Origin of the sequence: Lysinibacillus sp. FSL R7-0073 (genome assembly GCF_038009065.1) — a bacterium.
In the GTDB taxonomy this organism is placed as follows: domain Bacteria; phylum Bacillota; class Bacilli; order Bacillales_A; family Planococcaceae; genus Lysinibacillus; species Lysinibacillus fusiformis.
Map to the genome: position 1 here is coordinate 2,738,802 of NZ_JBBPAS010000001.1, position 23,746 is coordinate 2,762,547.

28 protein-coding genes are annotated in these 23,746 nt (G+C 37.1%); 4 read left to right on the plus strand and 24 right to left on the minus strand.

The annotated features are described in order from the left end of the window. Nucleotides 1-121: 121 nt before the first annotated feature. From MKY88_RS13670 to MKY88_RS13715, 10 genes are all read right to left on the minus strand, one after another. A complete protein-coding gene (locus MKY88_RS13670; protein ID WP_340813928.1) occupies nt 122-946 on the minus strand; it encodes a polysaccharide deacetylase family protein in 825 nt (274 codons plus the stop codon). A gap of 5 nt (nt 947-951) precedes the next feature. Beyond that, complete coding sequence (locus MKY88_RS13675; protein WP_340813929.1) at nt 952-1,389, minus strand: SH3 domain-containing protein; 438 nt, start codon at nt 1,387-1,389, stop codon at nt 952-954. A gap of 290 nt (nt 1,390-1,679) precedes the next feature. Beyond that, on the minus strand, nt 1,680-2,075 hold the full coding sequence (locus MKY88_RS13680; protein ID WP_340813930.1) for a VOC family protein: 396 nt from the start codon (nt 2,073-2,075) through the stop codon (nt 1,680-1,682). Nucleotides 2,076-2,118: 43 nt separating this feature from the next. After that, nucleotides 2,119-2,568, minus strand: coding sequence for a GNAT family N-acetyltransferase (locus tag MKY88_RS13685; RefSeq protein ID WP_328200565.1), 450 nt, complete (start codon nt 2,566-2,568; stop codon nt 2,119-2,121). 108 nt (nt 2,569-2,676) lie between these two features. Then, on the minus strand, nt 2,677-3,513 hold the full coding sequence (locus MKY88_RS13690) for a D-alanyl-D-alanine carboxypeptidase family protein (protein ID WP_340813931.1): 837 nt from the start codon (nt 3,511-3,513) through the stop codon (nt 2,677-2,679). A gap of 101 nt (nt 3,514-3,614) precedes the next feature. Next, nucleotides 3,615-4,226 (minus strand): histidine phosphatase family protein, encoded by a 612-nt coding sequence (locus MKY88_RS13695; RefSeq protein ID WP_340813932.1) that lies wholly within the window; start codon nt 4,224-4,226, stop codon nt 3,615-3,617. 56 nt (nt 4,227-4,282) lie between these two features. After that, nucleotides 4,283-4,702 (minus strand): DUF3995 domain-containing protein, encoded by a 420-nt coding sequence (locus tag MKY88_RS13700; protein WP_340813933.1) that lies wholly within the window; start codon nt 4,700-4,702, stop codon nt 4,283-4,285. A 105-nt stretch (nt 4,703-4,807) separates the two neighbouring features. Further along, entirely contained in the window at nt 4,808-5,314 is a 507-nt protein-coding gene (locus tag MKY88_RS13705; protein ID WP_340813934.1) for a TetR/AcrR family transcriptional regulator, read from the minus strand. 272 nt (nt 5,315-5,586) lie between these two features. Further along, nucleotides 5,587-6,078, minus strand: coding sequence for a DinB family protein (locus MKY88_RS13710; protein WP_328200561.1), 492 nt, complete (start codon nt 6,076-6,078; stop codon nt 5,587-5,589). Nucleotides 6,079-6,243: 165 nt separating this feature from the next. Beyond that, nucleotides 6,244-7,932 (minus strand): AAA family ATPase, encoded by a 1,689-nt coding sequence (locus MKY88_RS13715; protein ID WP_340813935.1) that lies wholly within the window; start codon nt 7,930-7,932, stop codon nt 6,244-6,246. A gap of 93 nt (nt 7,933-8,025) precedes the next feature. Here MKY88_RS13715 and MKY88_RS13720 point away from each other — a divergent pair, with 93 nt between their 5' ends. Beyond that, nucleotides 8,026-8,457, plus strand: a complete 432-nt coding sequence (locus MKY88_RS13720; protein WP_069481697.1) for a DUF5301 domain-containing protein — start codon at nt 8,026-8,028, stop codon at nt 8,455-8,457. Between the two features lie 257 nt (nt 8,458-8,714). Here MKY88_RS13720 and MKY88_RS13725 read toward each other — a convergent pair whose 3' ends face one another. The 3 genes from MKY88_RS13725 to MKY88_RS13735 are packed head-to-tail and all read right to left on the minus strand — an operon-like array spanning nt 8,715 to nt 9,965. Further along, nucleotides 8,715-9,029 carry a YbjQ family protein gene (locus tag MKY88_RS13725; RefSeq protein WP_069481698.1) on the minus strand — a complete coding sequence of 105 codons (315 nt, stop codon included), beginning with the start codon at nt 9,027-9,029 and terminating at the stop codon, nt 8,715-8,717. Between the two features lie 17 nt (nt 9,030-9,046). Next, nucleotides 9,047-9,520, minus strand: coding sequence for a nucleoside 2-deoxyribosyltransferase (locus MKY88_RS13730; protein ID WP_069481699.1), 474 nt, complete (start codon nt 9,518-9,520; stop codon nt 9,047-9,049). A gap of 10 nt (nt 9,521-9,530) precedes the next feature. After that, nucleotides 9,531-9,965, minus strand: a complete 435-nt coding sequence (locus MKY88_RS13735) for a GNAT family N-acetyltransferase (protein ID WP_193832294.1) — start codon at nt 9,963-9,965, stop codon at nt 9,531-9,533. A 203-nt stretch (nt 9,966-10,168) separates the two neighbouring features. Here MKY88_RS13735 and MKY88_RS13740 point away from each other — a divergent pair, with 203 nt between their 5' ends. After that, the gene (locus MKY88_RS13740) at nt 10,169-11,203 is read left to right on the plus strand and encodes a YdcF family protein (RefSeq protein ID WP_340813936.1); all 1,035 of its coding nucleotides are present in this window, start codon (nt 10,169-10,171) and stop codon (nt 11,201-11,203) included. Between the two features lie 108 nt (nt 11,204-11,311). Here MKY88_RS13740 and MKY88_RS13745 read toward each other — a convergent pair whose 3' ends face one another. The 11 genes from MKY88_RS13745 to MKY88_RS24630 all read right to left on the minus strand — a co-directional run bounded on the left by MKY88_RS13745 (nt 11,312) and on the right by MKY88_RS24630 (nt 20,562). Then, the gene (locus tag MKY88_RS13745) at nt 11,312-11,788 is read right to left on the minus strand and encodes a DUF4259 domain-containing protein (protein ID WP_328200558.1); all 477 of its coding nucleotides are present in this window, start codon (nt 11,786-11,788) and stop codon (nt 11,312-11,314) included. Nucleotides 11,789-11,883: 95 nt separating this feature from the next. Beyond that, on the minus strand, nt 11,884-12,684 hold the full coding sequence (locus MKY88_RS13750; RefSeq protein ID WP_328200557.1) for a hypothetical protein: 801 nt from the start codon (nt 12,682-12,684) through the stop codon (nt 11,884-11,886). A gap of 16 nt (nt 12,685-12,700) precedes the next feature. Continuing rightward, the gene (locus MKY88_RS13755) at nt 12,701-12,997 is read right to left on the minus strand and encodes a DUF4274 domain-containing protein (RefSeq protein ID WP_340813937.1); all 297 of its coding nucleotides are present in this window, start codon (nt 12,995-12,997) and stop codon (nt 12,701-12,703) included. Next, nucleotides 12,998-13,180: a hypothetical protein gene (locus MKY88_RS13760; protein ID WP_328200555.1), complete on the minus strand. Its 183-nt coding sequence runs from the start codon at nt 13,178-13,180 to the stop codon at nt 12,998-13,000. 28 nt (nt 13,181-13,208) lie between these two features. Next, nucleotides 13,209-13,397, minus strand: coding sequence for a hypothetical protein (locus tag MKY88_RS13765; RefSeq protein ID WP_328200554.1), 189 nt, complete (start codon nt 13,395-13,397; stop codon nt 13,209-13,211). Nucleotides 13,398-13,410: 13 nt separating this feature from the next. Then, complete coding sequence (locus tag MKY88_RS13770) at nt 13,411-15,069, minus strand: DUF6138 family protein (RefSeq protein WP_340813939.1); 1,659 nt, start codon at nt 15,067-15,069, stop codon at nt 13,411-13,413. A 60-nt stretch (nt 15,070-15,129) separates the two neighbouring features. Next, nucleotides 15,130-16,191, minus strand: a complete 1,062-nt coding sequence (locus tag MKY88_RS13775) for a suppressor of fused domain protein (protein ID WP_340813940.1) — start codon at nt 16,189-16,191, stop codon at nt 15,130-15,132. Nucleotides 16,192-16,443: 252 nt separating this feature from the next. Then, a complete protein-coding gene (locus MKY88_RS13780) occupies nt 16,444-16,992 on the minus strand; it encodes a hypothetical protein (RefSeq protein ID WP_036126564.1) in 549 nt (182 codons plus the stop codon). Nucleotides 16,993-17,414: 422 nt separating this feature from the next. Beyond that, nucleotides 17,415-18,014 carry an undecaprenyl-diphosphatase gene (locus tag MKY88_RS13785; RefSeq protein WP_258269204.1) on the minus strand — a complete coding sequence of 200 codons (600 nt, stop codon included), beginning with the start codon at nt 18,012-18,014 and terminating at the stop codon, nt 17,415-17,417. A gap of 754 nt (nt 18,015-18,768) precedes the next feature. Then, nucleotides 18,769-19,971 (minus strand): multidrug effflux MFS transporter, encoded by a 1,203-nt coding sequence (locus tag MKY88_RS13790; RefSeq protein ID WP_258269203.1) that lies wholly within the window; start codon nt 19,969-19,971, stop codon nt 18,769-18,771. 486 nt (nt 19,972-20,457) lie between these two features. Further along, nucleotides 20,458-20,562, minus strand: a complete 105-nt coding sequence (locus MKY88_RS24630) for a hypothetical protein (RefSeq protein WP_258269324.1) — start codon at nt 20,560-20,562, stop codon at nt 20,458-20,460. 802 nt (nt 20,563-21,364) lie between these two features. On the opposite strand from MKY88_RS24630, the gene MKY88_RS13795 reads away from it, so the two are divergent. Together MKY88_RS13795 and MKY88_RS13800 are read left to right on the plus strand one after the other, a co-directional pair. Next, nucleotides 21,365-21,874, plus strand: a complete 510-nt coding sequence (locus MKY88_RS13795) for a DUF3231 family protein (RefSeq protein WP_258269202.1) — start codon at nt 21,365-21,367, stop codon at nt 21,872-21,874. Between the two features lie 767 nt (nt 21,875-22,641). After that, nucleotides 22,642-23,187: a BclA C-terminal domain-containing protein gene (locus tag MKY88_RS13800; protein ID WP_258269192.1), complete on the plus strand. Its 546-nt coding sequence runs from the start codon at nt 22,642-22,644 to the stop codon at nt 23,185-23,187. The last annotated feature ends 559 nt before the right edge of the window (nt 23,188-23,746 follow it).

The following is a 23,746-nucleotide window of genomic DNA, read 5'->3' on the forward strand; positions in this document are numbered from 1 at the left end:
GAAATTACTAGAGCTGCGTGTCAATTGCCCCTATTATGTATACAAGGCGTCACAGTTCACTGAAAGGATTCATCAAAAAAATCTAAGTCAGATAACTATCAGACTTAGATTTCATCGAATATTATTGTAAAATCTCACTAACCGTAACAAATTCATAGCCTTGCTTTTGTAAGTAGAGAAGGACATTATCTAAACCATTGGCAGTCGTTTGATGGATATCATGCATTAAAATAATACTGCCGTCTTTTACAGATGCTTTCACATAAGCTAAAATTTTATCTGGATTATGATGCTTCCAATCAAGCGTATCAATTGACCATAAGATCGAAGGAATTGTCATTACCGAACGAACTTGATCATTTGTCGCCCCATATGGTGGACGGAAAACAGTTGGATACTGACCAATCGCTGCATAGATTGCATTGCTTGTGCCATTAACTTCTTGTTTGACACCAGCGATGGATAATGCAGTTAATTTTTTATGGTTTGATGTATGATTGCCAATTTCATGCCCACTGTCATAGATTTGCTTAACGATTGGAGCATTTTTTGAAACATTTTTCCCTACCATAAAAAATGTTGCCTTTGCATCATATTTTTGTAATGTAGCTAAAATTTGCGGTGTTACTTTGGCATCTGGCCCATCATCAAAGGTTAAAGCTACACGTTTTTTTGAACCCTTTGGTGCTGGCACCCCTTTATTATAAACTTTATTATTAGTAAGCTGGAAATTGGCTAATTCAGAAGCTTTGACATACCCTTTTTGGTCACCCGCTTCTACATAAGCCCATCCCGCAAGCGTTATGTAATGCTGCACAGTCATCTTATTCGCGATTGTTCCTAGAACTTCTCCATTTGGACTAGCCGTCAAGCGTAACACAGCACCGTTTGGAGCATTAATTCGTTTCTTTGTTGGTACAGGTTTCTTTAGTGCATTTGTTGCCACATAGCCTATATCCTCTCCATATTGGACGAAAGACCAACCACCAGGGCTGTACCATAGACATAGACCATGCGTCCTTCATATAGTTGACCAGCATGCTGAGCATTTTGACTTGGTGCCGTAAATAAAGTAGTGCCACCCTTCTGAATAACTAAGTAGCCCTCCGACTTTACCTTAACTAAAACGTCAGATGTTACATAGCCGGCCAGCTCTGGCGTTTGAATATGCGTCCACCCTTTACTTGCTTGTGTCACTATGATGAAGCTACCTTTCGCAACTTCACCGATTTCCGCACTATTTGTGGATGGCTCATCGTAAATAACCGCATCTTTATTGATCTTTTGAATCTTCTCTGATCCTTCAGCACTTGCTGACAGCTGCCCCACCATTAAGCCTAGTAAAAACGTCAAACAAAAAGCATAAGCATAAGGTAAAAATTTTTTCATTATTCTACACCGCCCTTGATGTCTTTCCATGTCTGTAAATTGCTAAGATTTAACTTTAATTATAGAGTAATCGTCTATACCAGAAAATAGTTATAATCAACTAGATTCCGAATTCAAGTTTTTTAGAAAGGCATGGATACAGTACTCCTACCCTATTTTCTATAAAACTATTCATTAATCAAGTTGATTTCAGCACCAATGTGTGTTACTTCGATAAAAGGACAGCGATTGCCTATATTAGTTGCGCTGTAACAATTCGAACAAACGGTTGAATGCCATGAGCACAAAAATTATGGTGCTACTAATTCAACCTTTATTCTATCAGGGTCCTCAAAAAAAACTGCATAATGATCTTCTCCTCCTCCAAATGGATGCTTATTAGCATATAGAATATGAACGCCCTTTTCTTCCAACTTCTTTGTCATATCATCAATTTGTTTCCTGGAACTTGCGTGAAACGCCAAATGATTTAAACCTACACGACTTCGATGATAAGCGATATCCAAAAACTTTTCGTTCGTTTGGACAAAAACAATATAGGTGTCGTCTATTTTCCAGCTCCGACCACTTTCCCATTCCTGATAAGGTTGATAACCCAATTCCTCTAAAAACCATCCCCAAAAATGTATGGTGTTTTTCAAATTAGAAACATTTATTTCTATATGGTGAATAAGTCCTTTTGACAAATGGATAATCTCCTTTTCAACAAAATTTTGAACTGCTAAATCTTCATTTATCTATCCATTCATATTGAATATCTGGTAAATTCTCTTCATTTTCATGTCCTCTTCCAATGATGGTAAATCCATTCTTTTCATAAAACCGTTGTGCGTTTTTATTTACTTCGAACGTAAATAGCGTTAATCTTCCACTTGATTGTTTTTTTACATGGTCTAATAATGTTTGGCCTACTCCTAATCCTTGATAATCAATATGAATATAGAGCTGACTAATCTCCTTCTCGTTATAAGCAATCATTCCGATTACTTGATTATCCATGAACGCTAAATCGATTTGAAATGCTTCAAGTAATATATGGTTTAAAAAATAAATGTGGCTTTCCATGCTATGCTGTTCTTCCTGCCCAATAGCCTGTTTCTTGCTGTCTCGCCACATCACCACTGTTTGTTCCGCATATATGGGATCATATGGGATGATTTTAAATGGGTGTTGGTTCACTACGACTCTACCTCCATAGCATTTGGTAACTGCTAGATAATTTCTTCCATTCCTTGCAAACATGTATAGTTTAACATAAATAGCCAATCATTCGTGAGTTATGCCCTATTAAAGAGCATCGTAGGCTGTCAAAGCATCTTCGATATGTGGGGGTGGTGTCCAAGCATAACCTGGAGCATTTGTCGTAATGAATAGAAATTTACGTCCATATTTTTCCATTAATGATGCTAGACATAACCCTGCTTCTGGCGTATATCCCGTTTTTCCACCCAAAATTGTTCCATCCATGCTAGGCATTCTCGTAAATAATGAATTTGCTATTAGCAATTCTGTTGGAACATGTGTCGTGTAAGCTTTCGAAGTAAAAATTTGATAAAAGGTCGGGTTTTCTAATGCATAACGGAGAAGCTTACTCATATCCTGTAAGCTTGATACATGTGCCTCATCATGTAGGCCGCTTGTATTGACAAAATGCGTTGCGTCCATGCCAAGTTCCTGTGCTTTATTGTTCATGTAAGTGACGAATTCATCCTCGCTGCCAGCTATGGCTTCAGCCAGTGTAGCCGTTGCATCTGCACCTGATGCAAGCAATGTGCCGTATAACAAATCTTCAATCGTGACAAAATCTCCTGCATGAAAGCCTGCCATAGAGGCATTTTGAGCGGTATATTTGGCAATTGTTTGAGGTTTGATGATCGTTTGCATTTGTAAATCATCCGTCATTTCAATTGCAACAATAGCAGTCATAATTTTTGTTAATGAAGCAGGATATATGATGGCATCCGCATTTTTTTCATATAATACATCGCCCTGTTCATTAAGTAGCAAAGCATTTTTACTATGTAAGGACGGTAGCTCAAGATGTGCAAACTCTTGTGTTTTGTTTGTATCATATAATACGAAAATCACGATAACCAAACAGCAAAATAAGACCCATTTTTTCATAAAAAAACGCCTCCTACACAATTATAATAGGCGGCAATTTTGAATATTCCTTAAGTTTGAATAAAAGCAAAGAAGGAAAGGCTCCAATACGCTTTAATCCGTTAATAGACATCTTCGAAATTAGAACAAATTCTTGTCACTTCTTGATTAGCTAATTTAAAAAACACATCTTGAGAAACCTCTAATTGAAGTGCATCTTCTTTATGAAGTCCTGCATAAATCCCTCGTAAAATACGACCTGTTAGACCGTGTGAAACAACGACTACCTTTGGATGATCTTGAATCTCTTTAAGCCAAGAGGACAGTCTGCTCACTACCGCTTCATAACTTTCCCCATCTGGCGCATGGAAATACCAATTAAAAGCATCTGTGTTCGTCAATAAATCTGGCCACGTTTGCTGAATGTCTGACATTTTTAAACCAGCCCATTGTCCAACTGCCACTTCTGTTAATCGTTGATCAAACTCCACCTTATTCTTATCGTAGCCAATCGTTTCACAAAGTATTTCTGTGCTCTCCACGGCTCTTCCAAGTGGGCTTGAAATAATTTTCCACTCATGAGCATGACCAATAAAGGTTTTCAGCATCCGAGCATTTTGTTGCACTTGCTCTCGACCAAGCTCCGTTAATGGTGAATCTAGTTGTCCTTGATATCTTCCCTGCGTATTAAATTCGGTCTCGCCATGACGAAGTAAGTAAATTATTTGCTGCATTAATTGGTTCCCCCTATCCAATAGCTTACTCTCATCATGTTAGAGGATTCATTCTTTTAAAGCAATAACAGGATATAGACGAAGCCCAAAAACAAACATAAGGGACTGTATAGCTTCGTATCATTTTTAGCAAATTGAGAATGCTTGATTGTTTTAAAAAAACCAACATATTTGAGATCACCAATTGCTCGTATACTAAATACAATGGCACAGACGATACTTCCTATTTTAGAATAGGTGGAGGCAGGTAGGGCTGTCATATATCCCCCTTGGACAAAAATGATAACACTCGCTAATAGAACTAGCAAAGCCACACAGAGTGTTCCCCATTTTCTAGGACTGAAAACTGCTTGTTGACTGCCTTCTCTAATGGGAATAGCTGCTCCAGTCCCCCATTGCCCACCGAATGCCCAATACACATGAATAATACTTATCAACCATAATAGACACACTGAAACTAGTGATAAAATTAACATAGTCCGTTCCTCCTTTTCCATCAATAACATACGCCATCGTATGTTCAGGGTATAAATAGGGTCCCTAAAGATTTGTTATACACCCTCTTAGGGACACAAAAAATTCTATAACAGCAGCTTCACCATTTTCTCTAAATCAAAATGGGGGTTGGCTTCATAGCGAGTCATCCAGCCAACATAGCTTAAATAAGCAAGCCTTGCTCGATCGTTTGATTGTTCTTCTTCTATACCTTTTTTTTGATAAAGCTTGGCGACACAGTCAATTCGTTGTTCTTCAATTCGAACAATTCGAGTAGCGACATGCGCATCATATTTAGACCAAGCATAGATACCCATTTCTATTTTCTTATCTTTATGAAAGCTTATGCGTAAGAGCTGCTCTAAAGTAGCCCCTTCCTGCTCCATACTTTCAATAATGGCTTTTGTCGCATGTGTTTCCCAATAATCAAGCATGGCATCTAATAGTTCTTGATGATCCCGAAAATAATGATAAAAGCTGCCTTTACTAATGTTTAAGGATCGAGCTAGTGCCTCGATACGTACTTTATGTATACCGTCTTCTGCTAATTGTTGTAGGCCGACTTTTATCCAATCATCTCTCGTTACTTGCATACTCATTCTCCTTAAAAATACGATGGCGTATGTTTTGTCTTATATTACCACTTCATTGATAACTCATCAACTTTTCTGGTCTTTCTGATGTACATTGATATGATTATTCACTGTAAGATTAATGGTGATTACACGTGGTAAGATAGCACACACTAGAAAAATGCCAATGAACTTTTTCATTCGCTTCCCTCTCTTCTTTCGGATTGTTATTGCTCTGGTATAAAATATAGGAACATCCGATTTGGACATTCCTATTCTCTACAGAATCCTTTTTAACAGTCGCGTTGCCCTGGCCAAACTCCTTGCATTTTACTTAGAAAGACGATTTGTCCAATATGATAGGCGTCATGCATTGCTATACTCTTCAGCTCAAGTACTAATGTTCGTTCTCCACGTACCTCTGTCTCTAAATCCACTTGTGTTGATTTTGCTAGTATTTTTTCAAGTTCACGGTGTACATACAAGTATTCTTCTTTTGTTTCCTTCCAATTTTGCAACGTCAAAGTTGGTAGACGGAAAGTAGCGTCATTATTTTCTGCCTGCGGTTCATTGTCTGTTTCATCAAGATATCGCATGAGAAGTCGTTTTTTATAGAAAAGTAAATGACAAACTATTTCCCAAATGGAATTCGTTGTCCCCTCAGTTGGTTTCCAAGTTGCCTGTTCAAGCGTAATATCCTCTAGCACTTTTTCAAGCGGTGGAAACCAGTCTTCTTGATCTAAGCAACTTGTCCATTGTTGTAGCAAAAGTGTCTTTACATCCATTTTCTTTTCCCTCCCATTTGGTGAATGCCCTTTATGTGTTGAAAAAGCTTTTAGTGAAAGTGTCTACGAATTAGGTTATTTTCTTTTGCCACTCGCTCTTTACATTTTTAATATGATTATCCGCTAGCCGACTTGCTCTAGAACAGACGTATAACCAAACTATCTTTAAAAAGTATTATCAAATAAATTTTCTGCCATGCCCAATAAGATGTCCTGCTCCTCAAATGTCATCAGCTGTTCTTTTGTTATCGATGCCTGTTGAATTAGTCGGTTTGATTGAATGGTTACCAGTTTTTCGAACAAGTTTCGAATATAACGGCCGTTCGAGAAATTAGGAATGCTTTCAATTGGGATTTGATCTAGCTGCCTTTTCATATGATGTGCAAAGGATTCACCATATTGATAGTCATTCGTTTGACAAAGCATAGCAAAAATCTCATAGAGTTCCTGCGTACTAAAGTTATCAAACTGTACAAAATGATTAAAACGTGATTTAAAGCCTGGATTAGATTGTAAAAATTCCTCCATAAGCTCTGTATAACCGGCAACGATGATTACTAAGTCATCTCGTAAATCTTCCATAGCTTTTAATAAACTATCAATGGCTTCCTTGCCAAAGGCATCTTGTTTATCATTGATCAAGGAATAGGCTTCATCAATAAAAAGAACACCTCCTTTTGCTTTATGGACCACTTCTTGAACCTTTAGCGCTGTTTGTCCCACATATCCTGCCACAAGCCCTGCACGATCTGTTTCCACAAAATGACCGCTTGATAGGACACCAAGATGCTTATAAATTTGACCGATAATACGTGCCACTGTTGTTTTACCTGTGCCCGGATTACCAGAGAAAACAAGATGATAGGTAATGGGAAAACTCGTTAAGCCATGATCCACCCGCAAACTTTGAATTTTAATAAAATTGATTAAATTATGTAGTTCCTTTTTGGCATTTGGTAGACCTACAAGGCTATCTAGCTGCATTTGCAGTTTCTCTATCTCTTGCTCGATTTCAGGTGTAATCCGTAGCCGTTCATCATCGATAAATTCGCCACTATAAATGATCTTTCCTTCTTCATTATAAAAGTCCCCTCGTCCATGCTTTTTGCCATGCACCAACTCCCCTTTATAAGAGGCCTGTCCATTTGCGTAATAAAGTACCCCTTGTCCTGTCATCGCATCCTCTTTAAATTGGCCTTCCGCTTCTAGAATTCCTTGCCGAGAATAGATTTTCCCTTTACCATGCTTCATATCCTCAAAGAAGTAGCCATCATATTGGAGCGCTGTCACACCAAGGGAAAGCTCCTTAGCTGTCGGTGATTCAGTAGGATAATAGAGCTTCCCTGCCCCCTGCATATGATGCCAAATAAAATCACCCTCGTATTGTAAAAAACCAGTTGGATAGTATTGTTTGCCTTTGCCCTTTTTCATGCCATGAACAAAATCACCCTCATACTGAGGCTGATTTAAATGAAGATATTGTTCTCGCAAAGCTTGATAAGGGGCAATAAGATCCTCTTCATAATATAAAATGCCGTAACCATCCATTAAATCATTTCGAAAATGCCCTTCATAATGAATGGAACCGTCCTTATATAAAATGCCATGGCCTTGTTTTTTATTTTGAATAAATTCGCCCTGATAAATAAGTTGCCCTTTTAAATACATAATGCCATTTCCTTGTTTCATATGATTGACGAATTCACCCTCAAATAATCGTTCACCATCTTGATCAAATAATATGCCCTTGCCATCATAAATATCGTGACCGAAATCATTTTTTTTGACACCACCTTGATACATGATCGTTCCGTCTGGGTAAAAAAGTTCTTTTTCTGCATGATTATGTGTCATTTTATTGCCTTCCTTTGTCATTTCAGTATATGCTCAATTATAGCGTGGATAAGAATACATATGTGCGAATTTTTAGAATTTAAGGAGAAGAGCATGAAAAAAAGATATAAAATACTTCTAGGCATTTTACTACCTCTACTAATTCTGTATATCTCTACAATGCTGTTAACGCGGGACACGGATTTTTCAAAGGAGGTTACGGAACGTCTAGATGTAGAGGAAATTAAGTCGATTGAAATTATTCGTGCCTCAGATGAAAAGACAATAACAATAACAGATGAAGCTGAAATGAATCAAATCATGCAGCAATTAAACGAGCAACCATTAAAAAAGGTTTGGTTTACTAAATCTAATTTTAAAGAGGCTTATTGGATCACTTTAGCGATTAATGGCGATCGAGAAGTTGGCTTACGTTTAGATGATGCCGAGCATTTATTCGTTTATTTATATGAAGAAAATTACATGAAGGATTACAAACTTACTAGTGATTTCGATACGTCATTCATTGAACAGCTTTTTCAGTAGAATAAACATAGACACCCCTCCATGCTAATGATGATTCATGTCAATGATATAAGTTCAAATACCTTTTGAATGGTGTATTAGATGACATGTAAACTTTTACTATTTCATTTTGTTTGTTGTTCTAATCGGTTGTAACCTAAGGCTTTGACTTTTTCAGACGAAATAAGAACTGGGAAGTACAGCTTGAGGTTACAGTGACAACAGAAACGTGAAATAAAAAAGGACTTTAATCCATTCGATTAAAGTCCTCATACTATTTATTTTAATCTGACAGCCGTGCCATATACTAATACTTCTGATGTGCCATCCATCACGGAAGACGTTGCATAGCGTACGCCAACAACTGCATCTGCGCCTAAATGCTTGGCCTCTTCCTCCATTGCCTGTGTCGCAATTTCACGAGAGCGCACTAGCATTTCAGCATACTCTTTCATCTCTCCGCCCACAATATTTCGAAGTCCAGCCATCATATCACGCCCAATGTTTCTTGACTGTACAGAATTCCCCTTCACTAAACCTAATGTTTCAACCACTTCTTTTCCTGCCACCACATCGGATGTTGCTAATAGCATCGTTTTTCCTCCTCGTGTTACAATTTTTGTATAGCCTCTACAGCCTCTTCAATAGTAGATGTAATAACACCATTACGTTTAATTAAGCCTATTACAAATAAATTACGGTAGACAAATTGATTCTCGAGCCCATCTCGTACCAATGCCTCTATTTTTTGCATATTGTCCCGTCCTTGTTGGCGAACATCTGTCATTACACCAATAATAGGACGATTCAGCATAGAAAACGCCCCAATTTCAGCGGCTACACCAGAGTCAATCTCAACCCCATCTAATACGGCAATTAATACATCACTATTTTGTAGCATTTCTAAGTCTGCCTGAGCAATCGCTAAACTATCCGCATAAGCCGACTTATCATTGATAGCCTCGTTCTCCTGTGGAACATATAAGGCAATGCCTGGGACAGCTTCACGAATTGCTGCTGCTAGTTGTTCATTTACTAAACGATCTCCTAAAGAAAATAATCCATTTGCTAAATATGCTTTCATGTTGAACTCCTCAATCTATTGTTTTTTCAAAAACGATTTTATGTCTTCCCTTTTCATCTACAAATGTGGAAGCAATATCAAAACCATGCTTGAGATTAGCGATGAGCATGGTTTTGAGAGTATTTCTGCCATATGTACGAACTTTGTCAAAGCCCAGTGTTTTAATATGTTCATGCTGTTTTATCATTAATTGGCTAGCAATCCCCTGACCTCTCTTCGTGACATGAACACCACCCAACCAACTATAAAAAACACCATCTGGATGTGGATATCCTAGTTTAAAGCCGATGACACTTGCATCCTCCACCGCCAAGAGGCAAAGTAGGCCCTCTTTCTTCGCTAGCTTTTCAACCGTTAGCTTAGCACCATCAAATACATGGGCGTGTAGTTCTTGCAATGACTCGATCCAATCATAGGGTAGACCTTCTATCGTCACAATATACATGTTCATCAACTCTATCTGTTTGATAGTATAACAGAAATACTCTACCTTGGTGATGCTTTAAAAGAAACCGATGCTATGCTGTTCTATTCCTTCATGGAAGGTCTATGTCATTGCCCACGCTGGAAGTTAGTTGATTTCAGCTAATAATTCCTTATAATAGAAAGATATCATCCATCCACAACATCACTAGAGGTGTATTTTTTATGTATTTTGGCATTATTCCACTAATTTTATTGTTCATTTTTCTCTTTTCTTATTGGAAAGACCCGAGAAGGATGATTAACGGACTACTATTTAATATGTTTGTCTGTTCATTTCTGTTATTCTGCTTCATTGTTTCCTTTTCATCCGATCTTTACTTATTAAGAATGGCTGTCGTTATTCCACTAATTGCCCTTTTTCTCCTTATTCCCTTTGCAATTATTGCTTTAATGTTTGGCCTGTTTTTAAATGCTAGAGTATTAATGAAACGGGAAGGTAGACGCTTGGCTAATTCATTAACCTTGCTAGTAGCTATTGGCATTTTATTATTTATTTTGTTACCGATTATCAATCCAGCTAGCTTGTTTTCAAGTCATCTCCAACCAATATTTGCTGGGGTATCCCTTATTACATTTTATTTCTTTATCCATTTATCTAATTTCTTATCAGCTTATTTTCTCTATCAATTTAATCGCCCCAAGTATAATCAAGATTTTATCATTGTACTGGGAAGTGGCTTAATTAATGATAAGGTACCGCCCTTGTTAGCTAGCCGCATTCAAAAAGCGATCGATTTCTATCATAGACAAGCTGCAGTAGGTACCCCTCCCACTATTATCTTTTCTGGTGGACAAGGATCTGATGAGAATCTACCTGAAGCAGAAGCCATGCAAAGGTATGCGATTGAGAAAGGGATCCCTATAGAGCATACGCTACAAGAAAATCTTTCTGTCAATACGTATCAAAACATGTTATTTTCGAAACAAATCATGGACAATATCAAACAAGGCGAGGCATATAACAGTATCTTTACAACAAATAATTTTCACTTGTTTCGTGCAGGAATTTATGCAAGACTGGCTGGCTTAAAGAGTCAGGGCATTGGTTCGAAAACGGCCTTTTACTATTGGCCAAATGCCATGATTCGTGAATATGTAGCGATTGTTGTTTTAGAACGGAAACGACATATGAAACTGATTGCCCCAATCATTATTATTACCATCTTATTAGCCCTATTCAGTTTTTTCTTGGTCTAATCAGTTGAAAGGATTCAATACACGTATTTGAATCCTTTCATGGTGTTTTATAGCAAGAACTCTGCCATCCCCTAATAGAAGCTCTTTATCAAAAGTAAAGGGTGTTTTCTATCCGCCCATTTGTTGCAAGCGGCTAATATCTAACTCTATTCTCTGTATGAGATAGGCAAGATTAGATGACCATTCTAGCCAATCCCCAGACTCACGCCATAGTTCTATAATTTCTCTTTCTCCGTACTGATCTGGAATCTCATTCTTAATGTCTTTCAGATATTTTAAAATAAATGCCAACGAGTCTTCATCTGCCAGCAGTTGCTTTTGTGAATGAACGTTTTTATGACCACAAAATTCCCCACTATCGAGATAGTCAATATAAAGCTCTGCACACGCCATGGCACTAACATCATAGAAAAAGTCGATATCATCTAAGGTCTCTCCAAAAAATCCTTTACTTTTCATTTCTTGTACAATGTTCGATAATGGTACATACTTTGATTCTTGATGATGTTCTATATAATCCTGTAACATGCCAACTACATCTAAACCTTCATCGCTTTCCAACGCTTTATAACCCCATGCACCCATCGTGTCGCACCTAGCCCTTCATATAGGATATTTTTAGTACTTGTTAAGCCAATGAAGCCGTCATTAAAAAGAGCCACAGCAAACAAGGCTTCTTTTTATAAATAAGAGCCAAAGTAGAAATTCACTTTTTCTTCTGAATAGCCGTCCTGACCTCTCCAAGTTGCCATAGCCATAAAATCAGTTCCCCGCCCGCGTTCCTTGCGATAATCATCTGTCGATTCTAATAGGCCAGCATATCCCCATATTTCCATAACGGCATCTCGCTCATATTGGTTGGACTTGAAAACATCCTTCCAACGCTTTTCTAATTGTCTAGCAGCATCCGTATTTTTACAGGACTTTATAGCCTCTAGCATCTGTTTGAGAATCTGTATATCTGCCTCACTAACTATTAATGACTCTTGTTCTTTTATTAAACATTCTAGATCGAGTAAACAATACACTAGCCAGTTTAAGCGAACACCTCCCCACTTCATTCTTTCAAAATTAAGGACATTTACATCTTCGTTTATATAGTTTTCATTCGACATTATTTTATGTTCATTACAATAGCCACAGGCACTGTAGGATACTAACTCTTCAAGTCGCTCATGATACGTATGGATCGGTAGTTGTGCAGTTAGAGCCCAACTTGATAACGCACTCCGTAAATATACCTTACGGGTCGAGAGGCTGTGCAAAAAAGCCTTCACCACAAGATCCTTAGTTAGCATTTCATCATGAAGCTGTCGCAGTCTTTGTATACATTCATCATGGGAAATCGTTAATCGTTCAAACATCAAGCCCATCCTTTTCGCATACTGAAAATCTTCCTCTGTATACGTATATTCCCCATCTCTCCATCTACCAGACTGCCAATATGTTTGCATTAAAATTTTCTTTGCCTTTTGATCCATTAAAAACTTCCTCCTACTAAAGTTCTAACTTGACCTTTAGTTTCTCCGCCATCTCTTTCCATTGCTGCTTCCAAGGCGAGCCATCCAGTTCATTTTCTGTTTGCTTGAGCCAATAATCACCCTCCATTAGCTCGAACATTTCCATAAAGGTTATCACCGCACACACCGGATTGTTTAAAGCCGCTATCATCGACTCTGGCCCATCATCCCAGTTGTAATGATTGACAATGGCATGCAAAATAATAGACGAGGAAACTTTGCTAATTTGTTGACACATTTTATCGAGATTTTGTTCATAGAGGATGGTATCCACTTATCGCTGTTCTTCCGAATTCAAGGTCAACCTGATGGCACCTGGTGTATCCATGAGTAAATCGGCTATTTCGCTATGCGCTCTTGCGGCATACCAGGCAGTGGCTGTCATTCCTTCTGTTGCCTGTAATAAAATGCCTCTAGCAAGTAGTAGTGAAATAACTTCTTGTTGCTTAAATTTCACGGCTTTTCTGAGTGCCGTATCACCGAGCTTATCTTCGTACCTCCAAGTCTATATTTTGCGCAAGCAGAAGCTCAATCCCTCCCATTGACATCCGATTTGTGATGAAAAGCATTAATGGGGTTCTTCCTTGAGCATCGTGTTCGTTTACATCAAGCTTGTTCACAGCTTCTCGCACCGTCTCAAAATTTTTGGATTTGCTAACCTCCGCCCATTTCATTTGGCTTTCCCTCCTAATTGATCCATTGTTGTAATTTTTCTAGCTCTTCCTTCCTTTCTGAGGTTTCTTGTTTTATACGCTGGGCAAGCTTCTTAGCACCGCCAAATATTCTGTACAAAACAAATTCACGCTCATAGCTTTCCCTAGTCTCTAACTCCTGAACAAGCGCCTTTAGTAGGTCTACTTCCATATTTTCAATCCCTTTTAGCGGCTTTGCTGATTCATTGGCACCAAGAAGAATGGCTACAAACATAGGAAGGAGCTCTACCGATAAGCCGTGAGCTTCAATAAAAGCCTCCCCATAGGAATCCTGCACAGACTGATGCTCGGAATCGACAAGGCTCATATAGCTTTGCACAAGCGGAAAATAATCCTGACTATATAGCCCTAATCCCAAAACAGCATAGGTTCCAGGCATGGCTGATTTTTCGCTTGGCTCTACATCCTGGTACCATGCATATTCCTTCATTGCCACTTGAGCATAGTCTGCTAATAAAGGAAAAAGGCTAGGATAGGCTAGGCAATTAGCAAAAAACTGATGAAGCTTTGATTTGGCTAGCTTTTTAAGCGGAAGGAAATTTTTCACTTTCGTCTTTAAAGTCATTTTATAGCCCTTCGGAAAGCCTTCCTGTAAAAGATGAATCATATAGTGAAGCGCTTCACGATAAGCCGCTTCCTCTTCCTTTTTTATTTGTATATCAATCGTTTGCAAAATATCATTTGCTCTGCCCTCAAAAAAAGCACTTTTGCGCTTACTTTCAAAACGTCCACTTCCATTTTGTAAATACTCTGTTGCCTGCTGTGAGCCAAGCTGTTTAGCAAGTCTGAGATATAGCAAACGAGTAGCTGGTTCTTTATAACCGATTTTGACCGCTACATAGAGAAAGAAATCTAGCTTTTCCTGCTCCATATAAGGTTCTATGTCTTCGTTTTTAAGTACCCACGTATTGGTGTAATCATCTGTTTGCTCAAAATAGCCCTTTAAAAAGTGGTCTTCTGCCCAATGTTTAAAAGCATTTGTAAAATAATGGTTCCACTGATCTAAACGCTCTTTATTCGCCAAATGTTTTTCCTGTAGCTGACGAATAATCGGTTCGATCGCCTCTGCTGTTTGTTGAAAAAAATGTGGATTGACTAAATGCTGTGCTAAGAAAAACTCATCATTGTCACTTGGACGCACAGGGAGCTCTGCCATAACTTTCATTTCAATAAAAGACACTAACTCTTGTTTCATGAACGCTAGCTTTTGATCATTAAGCAGCTCCTTTTGAAATTCCCCCATCGTCTCACCATACTCAAATTCAAGCAACACCTGAAAATGATAATCAAAAAATCGGGGACCATATAGCTGTGCCTGAAACATTTGCTCCATCTTTGTACATAAAGCAAAAAAAAGATCCTCAACATAGTTTTGTTCTATAATTTCCTGTATGTATGTCCCTGCATCCACCTTATAAGCACTATCACTCCAGCTAAATGGTTCATAGACATCTATATAAATAGTCCCGTATTGACTTTTGCCTTTTTTCCATGTGATTTTTAAATAGTTAAAGATACCTACTTGTAGTCGGCTTTGATGTTGAATACCATCAAGACGTTTACTCTCTTGCTGATAAATGGTGGTAAGTTGATCCCACACATCCGTTAAAAATAATTCTATAGACTGCTGCATATGCTTCATCCTTTCTTAGAGAAAAATCTCTCGCCAAATAATATTTAGCGAGAGATTACCTTATCCGATTGTTTTCACAACCGCTCCTTCTTGATTCTTTATATGTGTTTTCATAATTTGAAAACTAACACCATCTAAAGAAGATATGGCAAATTGCTTTTCTTGCGGCACTAGATTTTGACTTAACTCCTCAACTGCCTCTTTGTTCAATGTAATGGTAATTTCCTGTTCATTTTCCTGATAACCTACTATATTATCTGGTTTAAATACTATAGTTAACTCTTGACCGACTAAGCTAAGATTTTTGTCCTTTACGATTCGTCCACGTAATAATTTGCCAATGACATCTGCCTGCTTCGCTCCTAATTGAATAACATTGGATTGTTTGTTAAACAAGCCCTTTTTTCCTACTTGCCAAGCTAGTTGATCGACGAATAAAAAGCCTGTACTTGAACCATCTTCCATCATCCCTCGCTCTACTGCCTCAACAATCTCAGGGTTTTGTAATAGCGAGGGGCGTGTTAAGTCAGTTATATAACTTGGAATTTGGTTAATACCCGCCTGTAGCACACCTAGAGTTTTCCATGTCTGCATTGCTTCTAGTTCATCCTCTGTAATACCAACCATTTGGATAAACTCCACCTTGCCATTCGGCGTATCTATTTCAGCAAGCTCAGGATCATGCGTAAAGGCTAGCGCTGTTAATTGCGTATCAGCATCCAGACAGATCGGACCATTTGCATCCAAATAATCACCTGCTCTAAAAACATTCCCACTATTAAAAACATATCTACCCATATTCTGTAATAGATTCAACGCCCATGCTGGGGGCTCTTCCTCATCTTCGGAGCGCACTAAGCGAAACGTCAATTCAAATCCATAACCACTATAGTCTTTATTTTCAAGCTCTTTTTCATATAACTCCGAGAACCCATATGTGACAAAATGCCAATGGGGAATTAGAGTTTCACTTTTATAGGCACTTATACCATCCAAAGGGTCTTCTCCACCTAAAGAATAAGGAATCATGGTGCCATAATGCTTTGGCTCCTGTTCCCCATGCACCTGTGATACTGCTTCATCAATCGCATCCCAGCCTACCGCCATAACCTCTTCACTCATTTACGTTTCCTCCTTGCAGTTGTCGCTATCGACTCTACTAACCTATTCTTTATGATACCAACTTTATGGTAGCTCATTAACAGCATTAGGACTCATTTTCATCTTTCGTGCAACTAGGTTTATTTTCATTCTACATGAGGAAAATATTACTAACGCAAAAAAATTAGGCCATCTTCTGGATAACCAAAAAGATCGCCTGAATAACCTACTATTCTGCCATTTAAATTTATACGTTCTATCAATCAAAATAGGTTAGCCATACATCATAGCTGGCTCACGCACAACATGTAAATAGTCTGCCAATTTACCTGCAAATACTTGCTCTAAGTATGGTAATTGTGCTAGGCAATGAGGCGTCATTAATGCTGGATTTTGATAAATCTTTAAACCTCCCACTTTTAATAGCGTCGCTACAAACTGGGAACAAAAATAAGCGCGTTCTCTTCTTACTTCCTTTTGCATCATCACACCAAAAAGCCCGATAAAGTTGTATTTATAACGATCTCGATTCCAATACATATAACGCACGATTTTAGCCATTTCTAAATATTGATAATGAGAAATTCTACAGCGATAAATGACACAATCCGCTGACTCAAATAGTCCTCTTTCCGCATCCTCTCGCAAAAAGCCACCACTTAAAGGATTGTTTAATTGCCTACGTCCAAAGCTAAACATTTCGTATAGCCCATCATCAAATGCGATTGACGCATGATTCATCTCTTTCCCAGTATACATACCTATCGCTTTGGATAATAATGTCCCTGTTTTAGTTAATACTATGTAAATCGTATGTGCCATTTCTTCACCTACTCCAATATACTTTCTACAACTACCAATACGTTTTAAAACTTCAAATGGTTTCGTGAATTTCCTTTTTTTATAAGTATATACTATGAATCTTAAATATTTCCTTAGCAGAACCTGAAGAATTTCTTAAGTTTTAGTTTTATTGGCTAATATGCTGAGTTAGCAAACTAGGGTATCAACTTTTGAGCTACCTTTATTTATATGCCGTTAATTGTATTCTTATGTGAGTACTTTTGGGGTACAGAAGATTTTTTACTGCGGTACTTGGGGTACAGAAAAATAAACGGACAGGTAACTAGAAAACTATAAAAACTAAGTCACTCAGTTTTTGTAGTGAACCCCAAAAGTTAGATTTTTGGTCTAACTTTTAGGGTGCAGTACATTTTGATGTGACCTTAAATATTGGGTTTACATTAGATTTTTTTAGCTTTATGAAATTTGCTTCTGATTACTTTTTCAAAGGATTCATATTTGGTAATTCCATTTCCTATTAGTGTTAATTTCGGAATTGTAAAGTAAATTATTATTGCAGAAGTAATACCAATCGAAGCACCTACAATAACATCTAATGGATAATGAACTCCTACCCAAATACGTGAAACTCCGACTAATATCGCAAGCAAAATCCAGAGAATCCATTTTCCCTTTTTAAACAACCAAAAGGACATACAGAATGAAAAAAATAATATGGTATGATCGCTTGGAAATGAATTATTTATTGCTTTTTCTATCAACTGATTTGTATTTGACAGGACAGCAAATGGCTGGTGATTAAAATGTAATAACCCTGCAAATTTCCCTATAATTTCAGCCAAAACGAAAGCAATACTTGCGCAGATGAGCATTATTTTATTTTCTCTATCTTTGGTAAACCAGAACAGAATAACAAAAATAGCTAAGAAAATAACTGTGTATTCAGCAATAATAATCATTGGTAAATTGAAGAATTGAAATTCTTTCCCAAGACTATTAAGCATTCTGAATAAATCATCATTTATTTCCAATATATTCAAGACACTCTCTCCTTTATAGCTTTATAGAGCTATGTTAAGAAAAAATGTATCTTTAAACCATTGTAAAAGGTGACAATTAATAGTTTAAGCTAACATTATTGTCACTTTGGCTTGAAACTCTTTATGATTAAAAAAAGACTACCAATTTAGTAGTCTCAATTGCTTGTTTCCGACATACACGTACAAGCGAACGTGTTTATTTTGTATATTTTATTTTGTTAGTGCATTTCCGTGCACTTGTTACATAGTAAGTTTGACTGAATTCTATGGAAAGTGGACGAAGTTAACATATAAACCACTCCTTCAGTTTTATTAGCCTTTTATATTAATTAAGATAACTAATCTCTTAAAAAATATGGGCCGGCCGTGTATGTAATGCTCCGAACTAATTTGCTCGGCGCTGGTCGGTCGTCGGTCTGTCTTTACCTAATATTTAGGATTTTATAAATACCAGGAGAGGAAAACCTTACCGCACCGTCCTGCCTCCAATTTTACAAGATAAAATTTTAAATACCTAATCTATAACGAATGTAACGTATATAACGTTTGTAATAACATCTATCACATTTGTAACATGTCCAATTCTCTATACGCTTTTACAGATTCATAAGCCCCCATTGTTGCTTTAAAATAAAATTTGATTAAAGATACCATGAAAAAACAGATTTTACGTTATAAATAAAAAGAATCCATTTTGAAAAAAAGATTAATCAAAATGGATTCTTACCTATAAGTTTAGTTTTTATAAAAAGGGTTAATCACTTTCTTGCTGCCTAAAGTCTTTTTTATAAAGTAAGGGTAGACTTATTAAAAGCATAACAATACCTAGTGCTAAAAAATAAAGTGGCATCGCAAGGAGTGTTCCATTATGAAAAACGCTAATACCATAGGTTATAGCACTAACGAGTAAATAATAACCTAAGCTAAATATCGCACCCGCAGAACCAATGACATCTTGAAAGTCAATGAGTGCTAAGCTTAAACAGTTAGGTAAAGCTGTTCCTGTACCAAACAAAATAATAAATATGCTAACAATCATAGTTGGCATTTGTAATGAAATCGGTAAAAAGTGTACCGATGTAGCAAGCAGTGTACCGATGAGCATAATGACTAATCCGCGTACAATAATCTTCTCAGCTTTTATGTGGCTGACGAGTCGTTTTGATAGCATTGCGCCTGCGATAGAAGCGAGCGCAACGACAATGCCTAAAAAACCATACATCGCACTTGTTAGTGTAAAGTATTGCGTAAAAATAAACGGTGCTTCGGCATAATAGCTAAATAATACACCGTTAATACCACCAATTAATACGCCATAGCGCCATAGACGAGCATTTGTTATCATGCGCTTTACTATTGGTAGTAGAGGCTTTATCTCGATAGTAGCAAGCGCTGTTTCAGGTAAGCGTAAAAACGCATAGCAAAATACAGTAACACTCATAGCGACCAATACCAAAAATACCACTTTAAAGCCAAAATAATAATCGGCAAAGCCACCGATTAACGGGCCAACGGCTGGTGTGAAAGCCATGGCTGCTGAAATTTGAGCGAACAATTTGTGCCGTACAACGCCTGAAAAGCTTTCGCGTAAAATTGTTTGTGTCACGACAGAACCAACACTTGCACCAAATGCTTGAATAGAGCGCGCAACTAATAAAACCGCCATTTCACTTGCTACTAAACAAAGTACATTACCAACAAAATATAATATCAGCCCATAAAGCATTGCCTTGCGCCGGCCGATTTTATCAGATAAACGCCCAAAGAAGAATACCCCGAAGGCAAAAGCGATGAAGTATACACTCATTGTAAGCTGAGCATCACTCATAGAAGTTTCAAATGCTTCTGCGATAGAAGGTAATGATGGGCTAAAAATAGTTTCACTAATTTGTGGGAAGCCTACTAATACAATTAATAATAATAAGCTGGGTGTTTTGTTCCCGATGTTTTTCTTCAATATAATCCTCTCCTAGATAATTATAGGTTTGAAAGAAAAACATCGTAGCTTGGGAAATGGTGGCTTCACGAGTTTAATTTTTTCTAAATCCCTCATGAATTCACTTCCTTCTAATTTAAAATACGAATGGATTGTACCATCAAAGGGTAAGACAGTGCAACTCATTTAGGTATAATATGTAAAAAGTACATCTTTTTTTTGCGAACGGCACGACTTTATTTATTTTCTACACCCATTTTTCACCTCTCCTTTTATTGCACATTATCTTTCAAAGTCGTTCTTCTCATTCAATAACATCTCCACAATACCCAAATTGGTAACAATCCTAAAAACAGTTTAATATAAGAAGCTGAAAAAGAAGTGATGGATTTATTCTTAGCAGTTTACCGAAATGACTTCTGCTTCCTCGTAAATTCGTGCATTCTGTTGTTTATTTTTAATTTTCCTCCTGTACAATATCTTTCATAGGGGCATGAAGCCCCTACATCACGCTAGCATCTGTTTTACAATATTATCCTTAATACGTTTAATACTAGTTGCTGACAAAGCCATGTGCTGTCCTATCCAACGTTGGGATTTGCCATCTAACATCCAGTTCAACACTTGAACCTCTCTATCACCAGCAACTCTATCAATTAGATTTTGAACCTCTAAAAGCTTCTTCTCATACTCTGCAACACGTTTTTGTTCTTAGACCGTCTAATAGCTTCCCGCATAATTGGATCACCTACACCGCCTGCTACTTTTGGTAGTGTAGCTTCAATTCCATACTGTGCCGTTTTTGCCACTATAACCATTTCTGATCGCATTTTTTGATGGCGTTAACCATCCAGTGGTAGTCTGTAATCATTGAATCTAAAGCATCTGGTGTAATCGTTAGTGTTCTTTCTTTTAACATAGGTTTGCCCTCCTAAGTTATGATATAATGACTTATCTGACTAGCCTAAAAGGGCATAAACCAATTCGAGCTGTAGCGTGTGACGACGCTACGGCTTTTTAAATGTATAACTAGATAAAATTCGTGCAAATTATTTTGTGTAGTGGCGAACTACTTAAAGAGCTGCAGAGAGTTCACTCGCTGTGGCTTTTATCTAAAATGTTGAATCGCCTAACAAAATTGAAATTTGTTACATAAAATGTAAGTGTCCTGTTATTGTTTTAGATATATCACTCCTGCTAATCTTTGGGAATCTGATACTTCCCTTGGTATTTTTTTCAATAGTATAAGATTGCTTATACCTTGATCACTTTCTTAAAAAAGTGGTCCTTTTTATATTTCTAATTAGTTTTTTATACCTCATATCTTAAAAATCTTATTAATGAGTGAATGGGGATCCTTTTTTCACCCATACTAACCATGCTTTAGCCATAAATAAGAAAAGGATGTGTAAGTATGGGTATTCTTGGTGGAAATCCAAAAGATGAACCGTTACATTACGGAGAAGTTTTTGCTGTTTGGTCAAGCTTATTAGCAGACTATGGGATGATTTCAGGCTATCAAACATTTTATAATCACGCTGGTGATGAAGATCTAAAAAAAATTATTGAAGATATCATTGAACTTTGTAGAGATGAAGTAAAGCAATTAGAAAAAATTCTAAAAACGAATGGAGTTGCTTTACCTCCAGCTTCACCAGAAAGACCTGTAGCAAGAATGGAGGATATTCCTGCTGGTGCTAAGTTTAATGATCCTGAAATTAGCGCTGCCCTTAGTGCTGACCTAGCTGCAGGATTAGTAGCATGTAGCCAAGCAATGGGTACTTCCACTCGCGAAGATATCGCATTAATGTATGGTCAATTCCATGCAGCAAAAGCTCTAATTGGGGGCAAACTATTGCGTCTTAACAAAAATAAAGGTTGGTTAGTTCCACCGCCATTACATGTAGATTATCCAGAAAAATAATATTTTTACCTGACAAACCGTTTTCCCAGTTTTAAACTGGGTTTTTTATTTTGTATATTCAGAACGAGTTTATAATATTTTTATAAGGATAATGTTATAAACCCGATTAACATAATTTAGTTTTGGGATAGCATAATTTGTTTTTAATATCGCCCCACGATGTTTTTGTACTAAGCTATCCCATATTACATACAAACAATCAGCTGGAATGTGTGGTGCGGCTTTTTTAAATGTATAAGTCACCTTAAATTGTACACATTAAGTATGAGTGTATTCGCACGCACTTTAGCTATGGCGCTAGTTGACCGCCATGGCTTTTTTGGGTTTTATTTAAAGGAAATGAACTATAAAACCCAAGCGTACTAATCATATAAATATTAGTGTTAAGCTAAACTAGTTTAACAGGTACCTCCTGATTTGTTACTTAGGGTCACTACTATCCCAGATGACCTTTAAATGGTTTTATTATTTCAAGGACAAATCACTATACATAACCAGCAACCTCAACATAGTTATAGTAGTGTTAAGCAAATTAGCTTAGCAAACCCACACTGAACTGCCATTTCCAATTAGGGGATGGCTCTTTTTTTATTTATACTTCTATATGGTATGCCATCAAGACTTTGTCGCCACTTACTGCACATTTTCCTCACAATGTGCAGTAACTTAACCTTCAATAACAAACGATTAAATTTAGTCGATTGTTAGCCTATTGCCCTTTACTCCATATTTCACTCGAATAAAATACTACAAGTGGAGGTGAAAAAATGGATAACTGTAGTAATTGTAATAAACGTTCCTGCTTATGTGGAAGCCAAATAGGACCATTCACAGCCATTGATCTCTGTGGAATTACTGGTGCTATTCCTCCTGTAACACCAACAGCATGTAGTGGTCTTTGCGAATATGGATATATATATAATCTAGGTCCTGAAACTGTCGCTGTAGAGGCTGATGTTATTTTTGATTCAACAGGGATAGTTACTCCAGGAATTACGCATGCTCCAGGAACCTCTCAAATTTTTGTTACTAGACCAGGAATCTACGAGGTTACTTTCAGCGTATCAGGGGTTGAACCTAACCAATTCACATTATTTTTAAATGGTGTACCCCTTCCACAAACAGTCTATGGTTCAGGAGCTGGTACTCAACAAAACAACGGTCAGGCAATAATTGCAATACCGTCTGGAGGTATACTTACTCTTAGAAATCATTCCTCCGCTGCAGCAGTAATCCTTCAAACTTTGGCAGGAGGCACACAAACTAACGTAAATGCTTCTATTATCCTTAAAATGTTAAGTCCAATTGTCTAGAGATATAAAGACTCTCTTTGTTTCAAAACTACAAAAAATAGATTTCGTTGTTAGGAGTGATTAACCTTGTGCAGGAATTACTCCTTTTTTCTTTTATTTTGAAAATGGCTATAGCACTCTGCTTAAATTTTAAAGGTACTTCATAAATAAAAAGAAGTACCTTTAAGCTTTTATGAAGTTTGAGTATAAATTAAATAAAAAGTTTAGTTCAATGTCTTCGTTTTGAAATTTATCAACTAAAACAATACATGACTTTTTAGAAATTGTGATTTTATGTTCTCTTTGAGTTTCATTACATTGATAATAGAATTGTATACTTGATAGTTTTCCATCGACATTCGATTGTTCAAAGTTAGGACTTCTATCTACGTTTTCTCCATAATAAGCAGCAGCATTTACATTTGGTGTTGTTATAATAGAGAACCATGCACCAGTTACTGAATTTACTTTTCGAATAATTGTATCAAAATTTATTGTAAAGGGCTCTATATTAAATTTGTGATATTTGAGTGACTCACACTGTCTTTCCTTAATATTTAGATCTTAATAAAGGATGATA